Source organism: Lutibacter sp. (assembly GCF_033723435.1).
Taxonomy (GTDB): Bacteria; Bacteroidota; Bacteroidia; order Flavobacteriales; family Flavobacteriaceae; genus Lutibacter.
Map to the genome: position 1 here is coordinate 15586 of NZ_JAWVXC010000008.1, position 16702 is coordinate 32287.

Annotated in this window: 16 protein-coding genes and 1 pseudogene; 7 read left to right on the forward strand and 10 right to left on the reverse strand. The window is 28.2% G+C overall.

All coding sequences use genetic code 11. The annotated features are described in order from the left end of the window. Positions 1-10: 10 nt before the first annotated feature. A complete protein-coding gene (locus tag R3342_RS11450) occupies positions 11-895 on the forward strand; it encodes a lysophospholipid acyltransferase family protein (RefSeq protein ID WP_318940339.1) in 885 nt (294 codons plus the stop codon). Between the two features lie 7 nt (positions 896-902). Here the strand turns inward: R3342_RS11450 and R3342_RS11455 are convergent, their stop codons facing one another. The 9 genes and pseudogenes from R3342_RS11455 to R3342_RS11495 all read right to left on the reverse strand — a co-directional run bounded on the left by R3342_RS11455 (position 903) and on the right by R3342_RS11495 (position 9138). Beyond that, positions 903-1751 carry a hypothetical protein gene (locus tag R3342_RS11455; protein ID WP_318940340.1) on the reverse strand — a complete coding sequence of 283 codons (849 nt, stop codon included), beginning with the start codon at positions 1749-1751 and terminating at the stop codon, positions 903-905. Between the two features lies 1 nt (position 1752). After that, positions 1753-3141, reverse strand: coding sequence for a phosphoglucosamine mutase (gene glmM / locus R3342_RS11460; RefSeq protein WP_318940342.1), 1389 nt, complete (start codon positions 3139-3141; stop codon positions 1753-1755). A gap of 95 nt (positions 3142-3236) precedes the next feature. After that, positions 3237-4985 (reverse strand): 30S ribosomal protein S1, encoded by a 1749-nt coding sequence (rpsA, locus tag R3342_RS11465; protein ID WP_318940536.1) that lies wholly within the window; start codon positions 4983-4985, stop codon positions 3237-3239. Between the two features lie 162 nt (positions 4986-5147). Further along, positions 5148-5459: pseudogene (locus tag R3342_RS11470) on the reverse strand (DUF2853 family protein); the annotation flags it as partial. A gap of 251 nt (positions 5460-5710) precedes the next feature. Beyond that, on the reverse strand, positions 5711-6463 hold the full coding sequence (locus R3342_RS11475) for a LytTR family DNA-binding domain-containing protein (RefSeq protein WP_318940344.1): 753 nt from the start codon (positions 6461-6463) through the stop codon (positions 5711-5713). A gap of 49 nt (positions 6464-6512) precedes the next feature. After that, a complete protein-coding gene (locus R3342_RS11480; RefSeq protein WP_318940345.1) occupies positions 6513-6827 on the reverse strand; it encodes a 2TM domain-containing protein in 315 nt (104 codons plus the stop codon). 26 nt (positions 6828-6853) lie between these two features. Beyond that, complete coding sequence (locus R3342_RS11485) at positions 6854-7030, reverse strand: hypothetical protein (RefSeq protein WP_318940347.1); 177 nt, start codon at positions 7028-7030, stop codon at positions 6854-6856. 53 nt (positions 7031-7083) lie between these two features. Next, positions 7084-8430, reverse strand: a complete 1347-nt coding sequence (locus R3342_RS11490; RefSeq protein ID WP_318940349.1) for a histidine kinase — start codon at positions 8428-8430, stop codon at positions 7084-7086. A 60-nt stretch (positions 8431-8490) separates the two neighbouring features. Continuing rightward, complete coding sequence (locus R3342_RS11495) at positions 8491-9138, reverse strand: isoprenylcysteine carboxylmethyltransferase family protein (protein ID WP_318940351.1); 648 nt, start codon at positions 9136-9138, stop codon at positions 8491-8493. 233 nt (positions 9139-9371) lie between these two features. Between R3342_RS11495 and R3342_RS11500 the strand changes: the two genes are divergently transcribed. From R3342_RS11500 to lipA, 6 genes are all read left to right on the forward strand, one after another. Beyond that, positions 9372-11480 (forward strand): elongation factor G, encoded by a 2109-nt coding sequence (locus tag R3342_RS11500; RefSeq protein WP_318940353.1) that lies wholly within the window; start codon positions 9372-9374, stop codon positions 11478-11480. Positions 11481-11813: 333 nt separating this feature from the next. Then, on the forward strand, positions 11814-12002 hold the full coding sequence (locus R3342_RS11505; protein WP_318940354.1) for a membrane or secreted protein: 189 nt from the start codon (positions 11814-11816) through the stop codon (positions 12000-12002). Positions 12003-12005: 3 nt separating this feature from the next. After that, on the forward strand, positions 12006-13115 hold the full coding sequence (locus tag R3342_RS11510) for a glycosyltransferase (RefSeq protein WP_318940356.1): 1110 nt from the start codon (positions 12006-12008) through the stop codon (positions 13113-13115). Beyond that, entirely contained in the window at positions 13109-13675 is a 567-nt protein-coding gene (locus tag R3342_RS11515) for an RNA polymerase sigma factor (protein WP_413468713.1), read from the forward strand. Before R3342_RS11510 ends, R3342_RS11515 begins: the two co-directional genes overlap by 7 nt. Positions 13676-13677: 2 nt before the next feature. Then, a complete protein-coding gene (locus tag R3342_RS11520) occupies positions 13678-14898 on the forward strand; it encodes an Nramp family divalent metal transporter (protein ID WP_318940359.1) in 1221 nt (406 codons plus the stop codon). Between the two features lie 33 nt (positions 14899-14931). Next, a complete protein-coding gene (gene lipA, locus R3342_RS11525; RefSeq protein ID WP_318940361.1) occupies positions 14932-15801 on the forward strand; it encodes a lipoyl synthase in 870 nt (289 codons plus the stop codon). 154 nt (positions 15802-15955) lie between these two features. On the opposite strand, the gene R3342_RS11530 is transcribed toward lipA, so the two are convergent. Next, positions 15956-16681, reverse strand: a complete 726-nt coding sequence (locus R3342_RS11530; protein ID WP_318940364.1) for a hypothetical protein — start codon at positions 16679-16681, stop codon at positions 15956-15958. Positions 16682-16702: the final 21 nt, after the last annotated feature.

Genomic DNA, 16702 nt, shown 5'->3' on the forward strand with positions numbered 1-16702 from the left:
TTTGCATCCTATGATAAATTTATTAGTCTACATTTTAGTATATCCATTTATTTGGTTTTTATCGATATTACCTTTTCGAATTTTATATACAATATCCGATGGGGTTTACTTTTTACTTTACTATATTATTGGTTACAGAAAAAAAGTGGTTTATGACAATCTTAAACTAGCATTACCTGAAAAATCGGAAGCAGAATTATTAGCGATTAGAAAGCAGTTCTACCATCATTTTGTAGATATATTTATTGAAATGATAAAATCATTCACTATTTCAGAAAAAGAAGTTAATAAGCGCTATACCTATACTAATATAGAATTACTATCCGATTTATATAAAGATGGAAAAAGTTTAATTCTTCTTGCATCACATTATGCAAATTGGGAATGGATGGTTTCTTTAAGTTCTAAAATAAATTATAAAAGTTATGCAGCATTTACAAAAATTAGCAATTCCTATTTTAATAATAAAATTAAAAAAACGCGAGCTCGTTTTGGATTGGAATTAAAAGAAACTTGGAAAGTAATTTTAGAAGTTAACAACAATCATGAAAATAATATTCAATCCATTTATGGTTTGTTAAGTGACCAATCTCCACAAGTTCAGAAAACGCATTATTGGAATAATTTTTTAGGAGTAAAGGTTCCTATTCATACAGGAACAGAAATGTTGGCTAAAAAATACGATTTAAATGTAGCCTACATTGCTACAAAAAAAATAAAACGTGGCTATTATGAAAGTACATTTAATTTAATAACCACAGAACCAAAAAAATATGCCGATTATGAAATAACCGACATGTATTTAAGGCAATTAGAAGCCCAAATTTATGAAGAACCTGCTTATTACTTTTGGACTCATAAGCGATTTAAACATAAAGACAAAGCTCCTAAATAAAAAATTGTTACTTAGTTAAGCTAAACCTAGCTCCAAAAACATACATATTTTCAATAAACGTAAAGTGTTGCGATGCGGAATCTGCTTTATCTTTTGTAGTTCTAATATTTTGCATATTTATGTAACCCGCTTTAAAATTAGACTGGATAAAAAAGTGTTTGAAAAAAGTAATGTTTAAACCCACATGAGCAGAAAGTCCATATCCTGAAACGTGAAATTCATCGTAACGTTCTTTTCCTAATAAAGTAGTATTTGTTCTTGGATACAACATGCCTACTCCAACTCCTTCTGTTAAATTAATATCTATGTTTTTTACGGAAAACTTCAACCAATTATCTAAATTATCAAATCTACTAACCTCAACATTTACATAGTTTAAACCATCGGTATGTTCAAATAATAAGAAATCGCTAGTTAAAACAATATCATTATTATTATAAACGCCATCAAAAGCTCCTCCAGTATTTATATTTCCATTAATTTTTACAGTTTGATCATTACGCATTACATATTTCATATGATCAAGACCTAAAGAAATGGTATAATTTTCTTTGAAAAAATAACCTACTCTAAAATTAGTTTGTGGAATTGTTAACTCATCTAGCTTTAAAAAATAAATTCCAAATGGTTTTGGTTTATCATCTGCTTTAACATTGTTTAATGTAAAATCATAATTAGATCCTTTAAACCTAATATCTGAAGTTGAATAATGGTCTCTGTTCCACCCCCAGTACACAAATATTTTTCCTTTATTTGGTCCTGCATCGTTATAATTTAGATCTTGAGATTTTACTACTTTTTGTGAAAAAGCTATAGTAGTGCTTAAAAAAAGTACGGTTAATATTAAATTTTTCATTTTAATTAATAATTATAGATTTTATTTCTTTTATAAATCGTTCTGCTAATTCATCCGCGTTATTTTGCGAAGTGCTTTCGGTGTAAATTCTAATTATAGGCTCAGTATTAGATTTACGTAAATGCACCCATTCTTTTTCAAAATTAATTTTAACTCCATCTATGGTAATAACGTCTTCATTTTTATATTTTAAAGTCATTTTTGCTAAAACGTCATCCACATTTACATCTGGTGTTAACTGAATTTTATTTTTACTCATAAAATAATCAGGATACGTGTTTCGCAATGCTTTACAAGAAATTTTAGATTGTGCCAAATGCGATAAAAATAAAGCAACTCCAACTAAAGAATCTCTTCCATAGTGGGATTCTGGATAAATTATTCCTCCATTACCCTCTCCTCCTATTACAGCTTTGGTTGCTTTCATTTGTTCTACCACATTAACTTCTCCAACAGCACTTGCCATGTAATTTCCTCCATGTTTTTCTGTAACATCTTTTAAAGCTCTAGAAGAAGACAAATTTGAAACTGTATTTCCTTTTGTTTTTCCCAACACATAATCAGCACAAGCAACTAAGGTATATTCTTCTCCAAACATAGTTCCGTCTTCACAAATTAAAGCCAATCTATCCACATCAGGATCTACCACAATACCTAAATCTGCCTTTTCTTTAACTACCAACTCAGAAATATCTGTTAAATGTTCTTTTAAAGGTTCTGGATTATGAGGAAACTCTCCATTTGGTTCACAATATAACTCTACACATTCTACTCCTAATTTTTCTAATAACGCAGGAATTGCAATTCCTCCTGTAGAATTAACTGCATCAACTACTACTTTAAATTTAGCACTTTTTATTGCTTCTACATCTACTAAATTTAATTTAAGAACTTCGGAAATATGCCTGTTTATATAATGTTGTTTTTTTCTAAAAACGCCTAAATCATCTACTTCTACAAATTCAAAAGATTCGTTTTCTGCAATTTTTAATACTTCTTCCCCGGCAGCTGCATTTAAAAATTCACCTTTATTATTTAACAACTTTAAAGCATTCCATTGTTTTGGATTATGACTTGCTGTGATAATTATTCCACCATCTGCTTCATCTAACTGAACTGCTACTTCAACAGTTGGAGTTGTTGACAAACCTATATCTATTACTTTTATTCCTAAACTTATTAATGTGTTTCCTACTAAACCACTCACTAATTTGCCAGATATTCTTGCATCTCTACCTAAAATAACAGAAACATCTTTTTTAGAGGTGTTATTTTTTAGCCACATACCATAAGCTGCAGCAAATTTTACTGCATCTAATGGTGTTAAGTTTTCGCCAACTTTCCCCCCTATAGTACCTCGTATTCCTGAGATTGATTTTATTAAAGTCATATTATTTTTTTATACAAAAGTATTGTTATTCCTTATAAAAAAGAAAAAAGCTGTATTAAAAAATACAGCTTTTAAATATATTATGTTAAAGGATTTTATTTTCCTTCCATTTTTTTCTTAAGAGCAGCTAAATCTCCACCTAAATCTCCAAGAGTTGTTTTTTCAGCAGTTTCAGATTTTTTCTGAGCAGCTTTAATATTTTTCTCTTCTTGAGCTTTATAAATGGATGAATGTGAAGCTACAATTCTTCTAAATTCTTTATTAAATTCAATAACTTTAAATTTATCTACATCTCCTTTAGATAATTTAGTTCCGTCTTCTTTTGTTGTAAATCTACTTGGAACAAATGCTTCAACACCATCTTCTAAAGTTACTAAAAGTCCTTTATCGTTAGATTCTTTTACTGTTCCTTCGTGTACTGAATTTATGGTAAATTTAGCTTCGTGAGCATCCCAAGGGTTTTCTGTAGTTTGTTTATGACCTAAATTTAATTTACGTCCTTCCACATCTAATTCTAATACTTGAACATCTAACTTATCTCCTACCGCAACAAAATCTGATGGGTGTTTGATTTTTTTAGTCCAAGATAAATCAGAAATATAAACTAATCCGTCAATTCCTTCTTCTAATTCTACAAAAACACCAAAGTTTGTATAGTTACGAACAGTACCTACGTGAGTAGAACCAACTGGGTATTTTTTAGCAATATTAGCCCAAGGATCTGGATATAATTGTTTAATACCTAATGACATTTTACGGTCCTCTCTATCTAAAGTTAAAATTTGAGCTTCCACTTCGTCTCCAACTTTTACAAAATCTTGTGCTGAACGTAAATGTGTTGACCAAGACATTTCAGAAACGTGAATTAAACCTTCAACTCCTTGCGCTACTTCAATAAACGCACCGTAATCTGCAATAACAACAACTTTACCTTTTACTTTATCTCCAACTTTTAAGTTTTCATCTAAAGCTTCCCAAGGATGTGCATTTAATTGTTTTAATCCTAATTGGATTCTTGTTTTTTCATCATCAAAATCAAGGATTACCACATTTAAAGTTTGATCTAATTCAACAACTTCACTTGGGTGATTAATTCTTGACCAAGATAAATCAGTAATATGAATTAATCCATCAACACCACCTAAATCTACAAATACTCCGTATGAAGTAATGTTTTTAACTACACCTTCTAAAACTTGACCTTTTTCTAATCGACCAATAATTTCTTTCTTTTGAATTTCAATATCAGCTTCAATAAGTGCTTTATGAGAAACTACTACGTTTTTGAATTCGTGGTTAACTTTTACTACTTTGAATTCCATAGTTTTTTCAACATATTGATCGTAATCTCTAATTGGTTTTACATCAATTTGAGAACCTGGTAAGAATGCTTCAATTCCAAAAACATCAACAATCATACCTCCACGAGTTCTACATTTTACAAAACCATTAACTACTTCTCCTGTTTCATGTGCATTATTAATACGATCCCAAGCTTTAATTACACGAGCTTTTTTATGTGACAATACTAATTGACCTGTACTATCTTCTCTTTTATCAACTAAAACTTCAACAATATCACCTACTGCTAAATTTGGATTGTAACGGAATTCATTTAGTGAAATTACACCTTCAGATTTTGAATTGATATCAATAATTGCTTCACGATCTGTTTTTCTAACAACAGTTCCTTCAATTACTTCACGTTCATTTACTAATCCTAAAGTACCTTCTAATGCTGCTTCAAAAGCTTTTATGTTTTCTTCATCCACTGCTTCAATACCTTCTTCGTATTTATGCCAGTCAAAATTTGCTAAAAACTCTTCTGGATTTACTTTTTCCACTTTTGGTGTTTCAGCAACTACTTCTTCTTTAACCTCTTCTACCACTTCTTTTTTAACTTTTTTAGTTGCTTTTTCTTTTTTAACAACTTCTTCTTTAACTTCTTCTTTTACCTCTTTTTCTTCTTCTGCAGGTGCTTCTGCATAAAAAGATTGCGCACCTAATTCTTCTACTAAAATGGTATAAAAAATAGCACGGTATTTGTTACGATTAGATTTTCCTATTTTTTCAATAGCAGCTTCAATAGCTTCATCTAACTTTTCGCTGTCTTCTAAACCTAATTTTTTAATTAAAAAGTTTTTCTTAACAGTTTCTAATTCTTTTTTATCAGAACTTGAAACCTTTTCAGCGTCTTCTTTGTAGATTGAAGGTCCTAATCCTTTAGTTACAGCTGCTAATAATTCAGCATTTAAACCTAAACCTAACTTTTCAGCTTCACTAGTGTAAAGCTCTATTTTTTCTTGTAATTTTGACATATTGTCAATTTTATTTTTTGTATCTTATTGTTAATCAGATTTTTAAACGATACCAACACTAAGAGATTGTTTATTTTATTTTATACTAAAATCCTTTTAAAATCCGTTCTCGTAAAAAGGAGTGCAAATTTAGTGAAAAGTATTTAAAATAACAACGGTAATTAACTGAAAATTTGATTGTTGAAGTTTTTAGAAGCTTATTTTGTTTCGTTATGCTGAATTTATTTCAGCATATTTTGCTTTTAAGCAAATTAACCTATCCAATTTTTAAAATCTTTAACTCGTTCTCGGCTAACAATTATTTCGGATTCACAGTAATTATTAAGCGTAATTTTTAAACGGCTATTGGTGTAAGAAATAATATCTTTTATTGCATTAATATTTACAAAATATTTTCGACTAACTCTAAAAAACAACTCGGGCGAAAGTTTAGTTTCTAATTCTTCTAAAGTATCATCTATCATATAATTTCTATTGGCATTTGTACAAAAATATGTTGCTTTATTTTCACTAAAAAAACACTCAATACTTGTAGTTGGAATTAATTTTAGATGTTGCCCAATTTTTACGGTAAAACGCTTTTTATACTTGTTGGTATTTGGAAAAATAATTTCTTTTAATTGTTGGTTGGTAATGGTATTTAGTTTTTTAGTAGTGTGTATTTCTTTAAATTTTTCTATTGCTGTTTGTAATTCATCACTATCAATAGGTTTTAACAAATAATCTACACTATTTAATTTAAATGCTTTAAGCGCATATTCATCATAAGCTGTGGTAAAAATTATTGCACTTTTAACATCTATTTCCTCAAAAATTTCAAACGATAGTCCATCCGATAATTGAATGTCTAAAAAAAGTAGATCGGGATGTTCATTATTATAAAACCAGTTTACCGATTCTTCTACAGAATGAAGCATTGCAATTGGTTCTATTTCTAAATCATTTAACATTCTGCTCAGCCTTCTCGCTGCAGGTTTTTCATCTTCAATTATTACTACATTCATGTAATTAGTATTTTACTGTTTTTAATTTTAGTGTCTTTTAAATTATTTACTATTCCCAAAATTCAGTTTTATCTTTATCCATGAATTCTTTTATTTTTCTATTTTCCCAATCTTTCCCTAAAAGAAAATCTATTCCAAAAACACCAAATGCATGAAAAGCCAAACCTATTCCCCAAAATATTGCTGTATAATACGATTGCCATTCCCAAAAAGCTTGCCATCCGCCATGAGATAACGCGTTTGACAATATAAGAAATAGATTTACCAATAAATAAACCATTAAATGCACGTAAAACCCTTTAACAGATTTAACCTTTTTTTTGGCTCTTAAATATTTTTGTTCCTCTGTATAATTTGTTTTCATTATTTAACTATTATAAATTATTAAACCTATTTATTTCTTGAAGACAATATAGAAGTTACCATTAGTCCTACTCCTAATCCTAGCATAATTGAACCTACAAAAAATAAAGCTGAAGTTTGTAAAAAGAAGAAACCCGCTCCAATACCTATAAGTACTCCACCTCCTATTGCCCAAGTGCTTTTATCATTATTATTATTTTCCATTTTGTTTTATTTTAAATTAATATATATGTTTCTTTATTTGAATTATTGAAATTTTATTCCCAATACTGTTTTTCATCCTCATTCATTATTTCCTGAATTTTTCTATCTTCCCAACCTTTTCCAAATATTAAATTATGATTAAAAGCTCTAAACCCTTGTATAACTAATCCTATTCCCCATCCCAAAGCTGGAAACCAAAACCATTGCATAGTATAAGGTGTGTATTTAAAATATATAAACACTAAAAAAGGAATTACAATAAAATAAGCTACTAAACTTGCATAAAATCCTTTTATTTCCTCTACACGCTCAACTGCTCTTAAATATTTATTATCTTGTTGTATATCAGATGTTTTCATAATTTTAATTTTTTGAATTAATAAAGGTAACTTTATAATAAAGTGTTGATTAGTTTTTTCTATAAAGACCTTTTTAAGAGTTATTAATTGATATCGATCTATAATATTTTTCAACCCTAATTTTGTACTTTTTTCTACAGTAGTTTTTGGGTTAAAATTATTTACAACTTTTAAATAGCCATTTTCTTCTGTTATAATTACATTTAATGGTTGTTCTTCAGAAACGACATTATGTTTAATTGTATTTTCGAGCAACAGTTGAAGCGATAATGGAATTATTTTTAAATCAGGGTTACTTGCTTTTTCAGGAATTTCAAAATTAACGGCATTTTCAAAACGCATTTTCAACAACTCCATATATGCTTTCGCAAATTGTAATTCTTCATCTAATTCAATTAAATCTTTATTTTTTTGTTCTAAAACATATCTGTATACTTTAGATAGTTTTGTTGTAAATTTTTCCGCTTGTTTTGGATTTTCACCAATTAATGATGTTAAAACGTTTAAACTATTAAATAAAAAATGTGGGTCTATCTGACTTTTTAGCGATTCAAATTTTGCTGTTTCCGTTTTTGCAACTATTTGCTGTTCTTCAACCTTTTTCTCATTTAATGCTTTGTAAAAAAAGATGGCATGAAAAATTAAACTTACAATAAAAGTTATTACTAATCCAAAAGCGTAATAGGTATAAGCATTTTTATCATTTATAAATTGCTCTACAGATTTTCCTAATATAACAACAAGGCTAACAAATCGTAAAACCACTAAACCTATCATAGTTATAATTATAGAACCTACTGCGCCATAAATTAAACGTTTTATAGAATATCCATTCCAATCTATCTTTTCACCCAAATAATAAAAAAAGTAAGCATTAATTAAGGTAAGCACAAATGCATACATAAAGTGAATAGAAAATACTTTAAGCAAATCGTAAAGTGGTATATTAAATCCGTTATTAAAAACTATTCGCTCAATAATAAAAACAAAAACTGCAATAATTATAGATACTTTAAAAATGTAGGATAACTTAAATTTCATATAGCTTAAGCATAAATTTATTACTAATATACTTTGTTTAATTATTATATTTTATGGAATTTAATAAATAAAAGGAATTATTTTTTTAGTGCTCTTTCTATAATTCAAATAATCTACTCCAAAATAATTGACTAAAACTTTTTCTTCGGTTTTAATTCTAATTAAAAATGCTGTCAAAATTATTATGAATATTATTAGTAATGAAAACCAATTATTAAGTGAAATTCCAAAACCTATAAATGACAATAATGATGCTGTATAAGATGGATGCCTTAAATACTTATAAAATCCATTAGTTTTAAGTCGGTGATCCTCTTTAATAGTAACATTTACTGTAAAAAACTTCCCTAAAGATAAGATAATAGTTAATCTTAAAATAACTCCAATACAAATAATTAAAAGTCCTAAATAACTAATAAATTCACCTTCAGCTATTCTAAAATTATAATTTGTTAAATAGATTGCTAAAAAATTTGCAATAAAAATTAACACCCAAATTAAATTTAAAGTGCCTTTATCTTTACTCTTTGAATCTTCTTTTTTGGATATAAAAATTCTGTTTAATACCACTTCAGACAAAAACCAAAAAACATAAACTCCAACAAATAAATAACTAGTATCTAGCAAATTAAAACTTAATTTATTAGCTAATTTTAAAATTGGTGATGAAGAAAATAAGATTACAATGGCTATTATTATATGTTGCATTTTTATGGTTCTTAAAATTAATTTAACACCACAAAACTCAATAAACTATAGTAATTAATAAATTTTTATTCTCTCAATTGTAAAAAAAACCTCCTGAATTGTAATTATTAAATTAATCCCCTTAAAACCGTTGTCACCAGATAATAAAAAAAGCTAAAAAAAGCCTAACATTAGTCATATAATTATATTAAAAAGTTTGTAACTTTAGAAAACTTTTACAAAATTTTTTGATTATGAAAATATACGATGATAAACACATTAAAAATGTTGCTTTTGTTGGAGCCAATAAAAGTGGTAAAACCACATTAGCAGAAACAATGCTTTTTGAAGCTGGACTCCTCAAACGTCGTGGTACTGTTGAAAACAAAAATACCGTTTCTGACTATCACGAAATTGAACAAGAAAGAGAAACTTCTATTTATTCAACGCCATTACATACCGAATGGCGCAACTACAAAATAAACATTATTGATACTCCAGGCTTAGACGATTTTATTGGTGAAATAGCTTCTACCATGAGAGTTGCCGATTCTGTAGTTATGGTTGTAAATGCACAACAAGGAGCCGAAGTTGGTACTGAAATTATATGGAATTATATCGATCGTTTTTCATTACCTACACTTTTTGCTATCAATCAAATTGATAGCCCAAATGCAGATTTTGATGAAAGCTTTAAAAGTATTGTAGAATTAGTTGGTAAAAATGCCATAAAAATTCAATACCCATTAATAGTTGATGGCGCACAATGCATTATTGATGTTTTAAAAATGAAGATGTATAAATTTGGTCCAAATGGTGGAAAACCTGAAAAACTTGAAATTCCTGAAGACCAAAAAGAATTAGCAAATCAATTACAAAACGAATTGGTAGAAAAAGCCGCTGAAAATGATGAAGATTTAATGGAAATGTATTTTGATAAAGGCACATTAAATGAAGACGAAATGCGTGAAGGAATAAAAAAAGGAATGCTAAATCATGAATTATTCCCTGTATTTTGCTTATCCGCTTTAAATGATATGGGAAGTGGTAGAATGATGGGCTTTATTGATAATGTTACTCCTTCTTCTGCAGATTTAAAACCAGAACAAACTGTTGAAGGAAATGAATTAGAATGCAAAGCAGATGCTCCTACATCCTTATTTATCTTTAAAACATTATATGAACCAAACTTAGGCCAAATTAGTTTTTTCAAAGTAAAATCAGGAGAAATTAAACAAAATGACAAGTTAGAAAATTCAAGAAATGAAGAAATTGAAGCCATCAATCAATTATTTATAATGGATGGCAAAAACCGTGAACCTGTTGAAAAATTAACTGCAGGTGATATAGGTGCAACGCTAAAATTAAAATATACCGAGACTAATGATACTTTAAGAACCAAAGGTTCAAATATCACCATTAAACCTATTAATTTTCCTTTACCAAGAATTCACAAATCTGTAAGTGCTCAAGATAAAAATGAGGAGGAAAAATTAAATGAAGCTTTAAAAAAGATAAAAAGTCAAGATCCAACCGTTCAAGTTAAATATTCTACAGAACTAAAACAATTAATACTTTCATGCCAAGGCGAACTTCATTTAGCAACTATTGATTGGATTTTAAAAAATGAATATGGTATAAAAGCTAATTTTGAACAACCAAGAATTGCTTATCGAGAAACTATTCAACGTTCTGCTACTACAAGTTACAAACACAAAAAACAATCTGGTGGATCAGGTCAGTTTGGAGAAGTTCACATAAAAATTGAACCTTATTTTGAAGGAATGCCAGAACCTGAAGGTTTTAATATTAGAGGAAAAGAAGAAATTAGTTTAGATTGGGGCGGAAAACTAGTATTTTATAATTGTATAGTTGGTGGTGTTATTGATGCTCGATATTTACCAGCCGTTTTAAAAGGGATTTTGGAAGTAATGGAAGAAGGTCCTTTAACTGGTTCTTATGCCCGCGATATTAGAGTAATGTTATTTGATGGTAAAATGCACTCGGTAGATTCTAATGATATATCCTTTAAAATTGCTGGTGCTCATGCGTTTAAAGATGCATTTTTAAATGCAAAACCTAAATTATTAGAGCCAATTCATGAATTAACAGTTAAGGTTCCTGAAGAAATGTTAGGTAATGTTATGACAGATTTACAAGGAAGAAGATCTATAATTTTAGGAATGGATAGCGATGGAAAATACCAAACTATAAAAGCAAAAACTCCATTAGCTGAAATGTATAAATATTCTACAACCTTACGTTCTATAACACAAGGTAGAGGAAGTTTTACCACTAAGTTTTCTAATTTTGAACTAGTTCCAAACAATGTTCAAGAAGAATTAACTAAAGCTTTAGCTTAAAAAGTAAATTAACATCTAAAATAAAGACTCGCTTGTTTAAACAAGCGAGTCTTTTTAGTTAGTAGCATAGGCTAATATTTATTAATTCCATGTTTTTTATAACAAACAAAGTTTTAGTATGGTTTAAAATTATAAAAGCACAAATATTAACCGATTGCCAATATATTAACTTTTATGTTAAATTAAAAAGAAACTTATTAACATTCAACCACTTAATAGATATATTATCATTTTTATAACATTTTTATTGCAAAATACCTATTTAAACAAAAAACTAAAAATTAAATATTATTTTGTAAGAAATAATTACCTTTGTAGTCTAATTTTAAGTATATGAAACTCGCATTAATTACTATAGGATTTTTAGCAATAGGCATTGCTGGTTTATCCATAAAATTATGGGCTAAAAAAAATGGAAGATTTGCAGGAACTTGTGCAAGTCAAAACCCTCATTTAAATAAAACTGGAGAAGCTTGTGGATATTGCGGAAAAATTCCTGATCACGAATGCACAAGAAAATAATAAATGACTGAGTACTTATTTATTACTTTTATAGTAATTATTGGTATTCAATTAATTTATTATCTGGTTATATTTGGCGCTTTTGCTTTTCCAAAAAACAACAAACCTAAAAACAACTTTAATCCGCCAATTTCTATTTTAATTTGCGCTAAAAATGAATCTCAAAATTTAGCGGAAAACATTCCTAGTATATTAAGTCAAAATTATCCAAATTTTGAAATTGTTTTAATTAATGACTCTTCTACAGATACTACTTTAGAAGTAATGAAAAATTTTAAAAAAGAATATCCTGATAAAATAAACTTGGTTAATGTTTTACCTAACGAACAATTTTGGGGAAGTAAAAAATATGCACTAACTTTAGGTATAAAAGCAGCTAAATACAACTATTTATTATTAACCGATGCAGACTGCAAACCAGTTTCTAAAAACTGGATAACTCTAATCGCTACTCATTTTTCGAATAATAAACAATTAATTTTAGGTTACGGAGCGTATAAAAAAATTAAAAAATCATTTTTAAATAAATTAATCCGATTTGAAACTTTACTCACTGCTATTCAATATTTTTCTTATCAAAAAATTGGTTTACCATATATGGGAGTTGGTAGAAATTTAGGGTATACCAAAGACTTGTTTTTTAGTGCAAATGGGTTCACCAATCACATAAAAGTTAAATCTGGTGATGATGATTTATTTGTAAACCAAGTTGCAACCAAACAAAACTCTACATACTGTATTGATCCAGAGAGTTTTACAGAATCCAACCCAAAAACTAGTTTCAAAGAATGGATACATCAAAAAAGAAGACATGTTTCTACTGCAAGACATTACAAACCTTTACATAAATTATTATTAGGATTATTTTATAGTTCCCAAATATTATTTTGGCTACTTGCAATTATATTAATCCTCCTAAATTTTGATTGGAAAATAATAGTTGGGTTTATAGTTTTTAGACTACTAATTCAATATATAATTATTGGCTTTTCAGCAAAAAAATTAAAGGAAACCGATTTAATTTTACTATTTCCTTTTATGGAAATATTTTTAATTACCACACAAATGTTTATCTTTATCAAAAATCTTATTGCAAAACCCACGCATTGGTGAAAAAAAACATTGATATCCCTGATTTAGTTAATAAAGCAAAAGAAAAAGATCAAAAAGCTTTTAATACTTTATTAAATACTTATTGGAGTGATGTTTATCGATTTCAACTTTCTAAAACTGAAAATGAAGATGAAGCTGAAGATATAACCATAAAAACATTTTCTAAAGCTTTTGATAAAATTCATTTATATAACGATCGGTACAACTTTAAAACATGGTTAATTTCTATTTCTAAAAATATTTTTTTAGATCATTTAAGAAAACAAACTACAGAAACTATTTCTATAAATAAAAAAGAATCAGAAGCTTATAAATTATTTGATGAAACCCCAACAGCAGAAGATCAGTTAATTATTGAACAAAATTTAGCACAACTTTTAAACTACATAAAAGAATTAAAGCCACATTATCAAGAAATTATAAATTTGCGATATTTTCAAGAAATGAGCTATAAAGAAATGTCTAAAGAACTTGGTGAGCCATTAAGCAATATAAAAGTAAAATTACTTCGTGCTAAAAATTTACTGGCTGAAACTATTAAAAAATCTCCAAAAAATTAAAAATGAATTCTAATTGGCTTAAAAAATTAGGTCCTGGTTTATTATTTGCTGGAGCTGCAATTGGAGTTTCTCATTTAGTTCAATCTACTCGTGCTGGTGCTGATTTTGGCTTTGGATTAATTTGGGCTTTAGTTGTAATTCATTTTGTAAAATACCCTTTTTTTCAATTTGGACCGAGATATGCAACTGCAACTGGAGAGAGTTTATTAGATGGTTATAAAAAACTCGGAAAACCTGTTTTAATTGCTTATTTTGTAGTAACCTTTGCTACAATGTTTACCATTCAGGCGGCTGTAACTATAGTAACTGCAGGTTTAGCAGCTAATTTATTTGGCATCACTACAAATCCAGTAATATGGAGTATTATTATTACGTTAATTTGCTTTTTATTGTTAATTATTGGTAAGTACAAACTATTAGATAACTTAATGAAATTAATCATAATTACACTCACATTAAGTACTATAATTGCAGTTTTAGTTGCTGTTTTTAAAAACCAAAATCCAATAAGTTTTGCTCAAATAATTCCAAAAGGAACGGTTAAAGTAGGATTTTTAATTGCTTTTTTAGGATGGATGCCAGCACCATTAGATGTTTCTATTTGGCAATCGCTTTGGGCAATAGAAAAGCAAAAAGAAACAGGAGCAAGTTTTAACACTAAACAATCTATTTTTGATTTTAATATTGGTTTTTTTACCACGCTATTTTTAGGTCTCTGTTTTGTAGCATTAGGAGCTTTAGTAATGTTTAATTCTGGAGAAACTTTTAGTGGAAGCGCAGTAGCTTTTTCGCAACAATTAATCAGCTTATACACAAATAATTTAGGTGAAAATATGTATATATTTATTGGTGTTGCAGCTTTTACAACTATGTTTAGCACTACTATTACCACTTTAGATGCATCGCCAAGAGCAATGACAAAAACAGTGGATTTACTTACCAAAAAGTCGTATAAAAAAACGTATTGGCTTTGGCTTAGTTTTTTAGCTATTGGAACTATCTTAATTTTATTGTTTTTTATGTCAGAAATGGGAACATTAATAAAAATTGCAACTATATTATCCTTTTTAACAGCTCCTTTTTTTGCAATTTTAAACTTCATTCTAATATCTAGCAAACACACTCCAAAAAAGTGGCGACCTTCTTTAGGCTTAAAGATTTTAAGTTGGGTTAGCATTTTATTTTTAATCGGATTTAGCATTTGGTATCTTTCCGTTTTATAAATTCTTTGTATTTTTGCAATCAATTTTAGAAAAATGTCAGAAGAAACTATAACATCCAACAAAGTAGCTAAACCAAAATGGTTACGAGTTAAATTACCTGTTGGTAAAAAATATACAGAATTAAGAGGCGTTGTAGACAAGTATAAACTTAATACTATTTGTACTAGTGGAAGCTGTCCTAATATGGGAGAATGCTGGACTGAAGGAACTGCTACATTTATGATTTTAGGAAATATTTGTACACGTTCTTGTGGATTTTGCGGTGTAAAAACTGGAAGACCTGAAACAGTTGATTGGGAAGAACCTGAAAAAGTAGCAAGGTCAATAAGCCTTATGAAAATTAAACATGCCGTTATTACTTCAGTAGATAGAGATGATTTAAAAGATGGCGGCTCTATTATTTGGGCAGAAACTGTTAACGCAATTAGAAGAGCAAATCCTACAACCACTTTAGAAACTTTAATTCCTGATTTTCAAGCAAATAAAACAAATATTGACAGAATATTAGCTGTTGCTCCTGAAGTAATTTCTCATAATTTAGAAACTGTTAGACGATTAACTCGTGAAGTTAGAATTCAAGCTAAATACGACAGAAGTTTAGAGGTTTTAAAATATATGAAAGATAAAGGGCAACGTAGAACAAAATCTGGAATTATGCTTGGTTTAGGAGAAACAGAAGCTGAAGTAATAGAAACTATGCAGGATTTAGCTAATGCCAAAGTTGATATTATTACTATTGGTCAATATCTACAACCAAGTAAAAAACATTTACCTGTTCAAGAATTTATAACTCCAGAACAATTTGCAAAATATAAAGAAATTGGTTTAAAAATGGGTTTTAGGCATGTAGAAAGTAATGCTTTAGTCCGTTCATCTTATAAAGCTCAAAAACATTTAGAATAATAACCAATACTATTGCTTTAACTTTTAATTAACAGCACTTTATATTAATTGGCATAAGTATTGCAAACATTAAAATAACAAAGAAGTTGTTAAACTTTGTTTTTAAAAAATAGATTTTGAGTTAGTTAAATAAAAAGCACTTTTTAAGTGCTTTTTATTTAATTAATGTTGCCTTCTCCATTAAAATAGGATAAATATATCCATAGCCAAAATCCTTATTTAATGCAATTTTCCCCTTAAAAGTAACAACATCTCCAACTTTAACAGTATCTAATGTCGTTATTCCTAAATCTATAATATCTTTAAACCCTGTTCCGTCAGCAATATGAACCCAATTTCTATCCATAATTGCATTATTTACCTTTAAAACTTTACCTTTAATTAGTATAGTTTTTCCAGCAAAGCTTTCTTTATTCGATAATAATTGTTCTAATGAAGTTCCTCCAACAGGTTGTTCTATCTTAGCAATTTTAATTTTATCTTTCTTTTTTGGTGAATTAGCATGAGGGCTTTCAACATTTTTAATTTGAGGCTCCATTGTAGTTCTTATTTTATCTAGAAAGATTATAGATTCAAATGTTTTATTTAAAGATTTACTTTTAAAATTTTTCATAACCATTCCATCATCATAATAATAAGTTTCTCCTTTTTTTACAGGCATCTTTGTTATTGCCATCCAATAAGTTTTCCCTTTTTCAGTAACTTTAATATAGGTATAGTCGTTAGCATCTATAAAATCATCAAGTACTATTTTATGGGTATTAGACACCTTTTGAACTTTAGATTTTTTTACTTTACTATACTTTTCTTTAGAATTATTACAGCTTAGTAAGGTAAAAACGCTTATAAACAGTACTAACAATTTAGTTATATTTTTCATTGTATCAGTTTTACTTTTTTT

What these genes read in the sequence shown, in the direction of transcription:
- R3342_RS11450 (WP_318940339.1), top strand. Translation starts at nt 11, where the DNA reads ATGATAAATTTATTAGTCTACATTTTAGTATATCCATTTATTTGGTTT.
- R3342_RS11455 (WP_318940340.1), bottom strand. Translation starts at nt 1,751, where the DNA reads ATGAAAAATTTAATATTAACCGTACTTTTTTTAAGCACTACTATAGCT.
- glmM (WP_318940342.1), bottom strand. Translation starts at nt 3,141, where the DNA reads ATGACTTTAATAAAATCAATCTCAGGAATACGAGGTACTATAGGGGGG.
- R3342_RS11475 (WP_318940344.1), bottom strand. Translation starts at nt 6,463, where the DNA reads ATGAATGTAGTAATAATTGAAGATGAAAAACCTGCAGCGAGAAGGCTG.
- R3342_RS11480 (WP_318940345.1), bottom strand. Translation starts at nt 6,827, where the DNA reads ATGAAAACAAATTATACAGAGGAACAAAAATATTTAAGAGCCAAAAAA.
- R3342_RS11485 (WP_318940347.1), bottom strand. Translation starts at nt 7,030, where the DNA reads ATGGAAAATAATAATAATGATAAAAGCACTTGGGCAATAGGAGGTGGA.
- R3342_RS11490 (WP_318940349.1), bottom strand. Translation starts at nt 8,430, where the DNA reads ATGAAATTTAAGTTATCCTACATTTTTAAAGTATCTATAATTATTGCA.
- R3342_RS11495 (WP_318940351.1), bottom strand. Translation starts at nt 9,138, where the DNA reads ATGCAACATATAATAATAGCCATTGTAATCTTATTTTCTTCATCACCA.
- R3342_RS11500 (WP_318940353.1), top strand. Translation starts at nt 9,372, where the DNA reads ATGAAAATATACGATGATAAACACATTAAAAATGTTGCTTTTGTTGGA.
- R3342_RS11505 (WP_318940354.1), top strand. Translation starts at nt 11,814, where the DNA reads ATGAAACTCGCATTAATTACTATAGGATTTTTAGCAATAGGCATTGCT.
- R3342_RS11510 (WP_318940356.1), top strand. Translation starts at nt 12,006, where the DNA reads ATGACTGAGTACTTATTTATTACTTTTATAGTAATTATTGGTATTCAA.
- R3342_RS11520 (WP_318940359.1), top strand. Translation starts at nt 13,678, where the DNA reads ATGAATTCTAATTGGCTTAAAAAATTAGGTCCTGGTTTATTATTTGCT.
- lipA (WP_318940361.1), top strand. Translation starts at nt 14,932, where the DNA reads ATGTCAGAAGAAACTATAACATCCAACAAAGTAGCTAAACCAAAATGG.
- R3342_RS11530 (WP_318940364.1), bottom strand. Translation starts at nt 16,681, where the DNA reads ATGAAAAATATAACTAAATTGTTAGTACTGTTTATAAGCGTTTTTACC.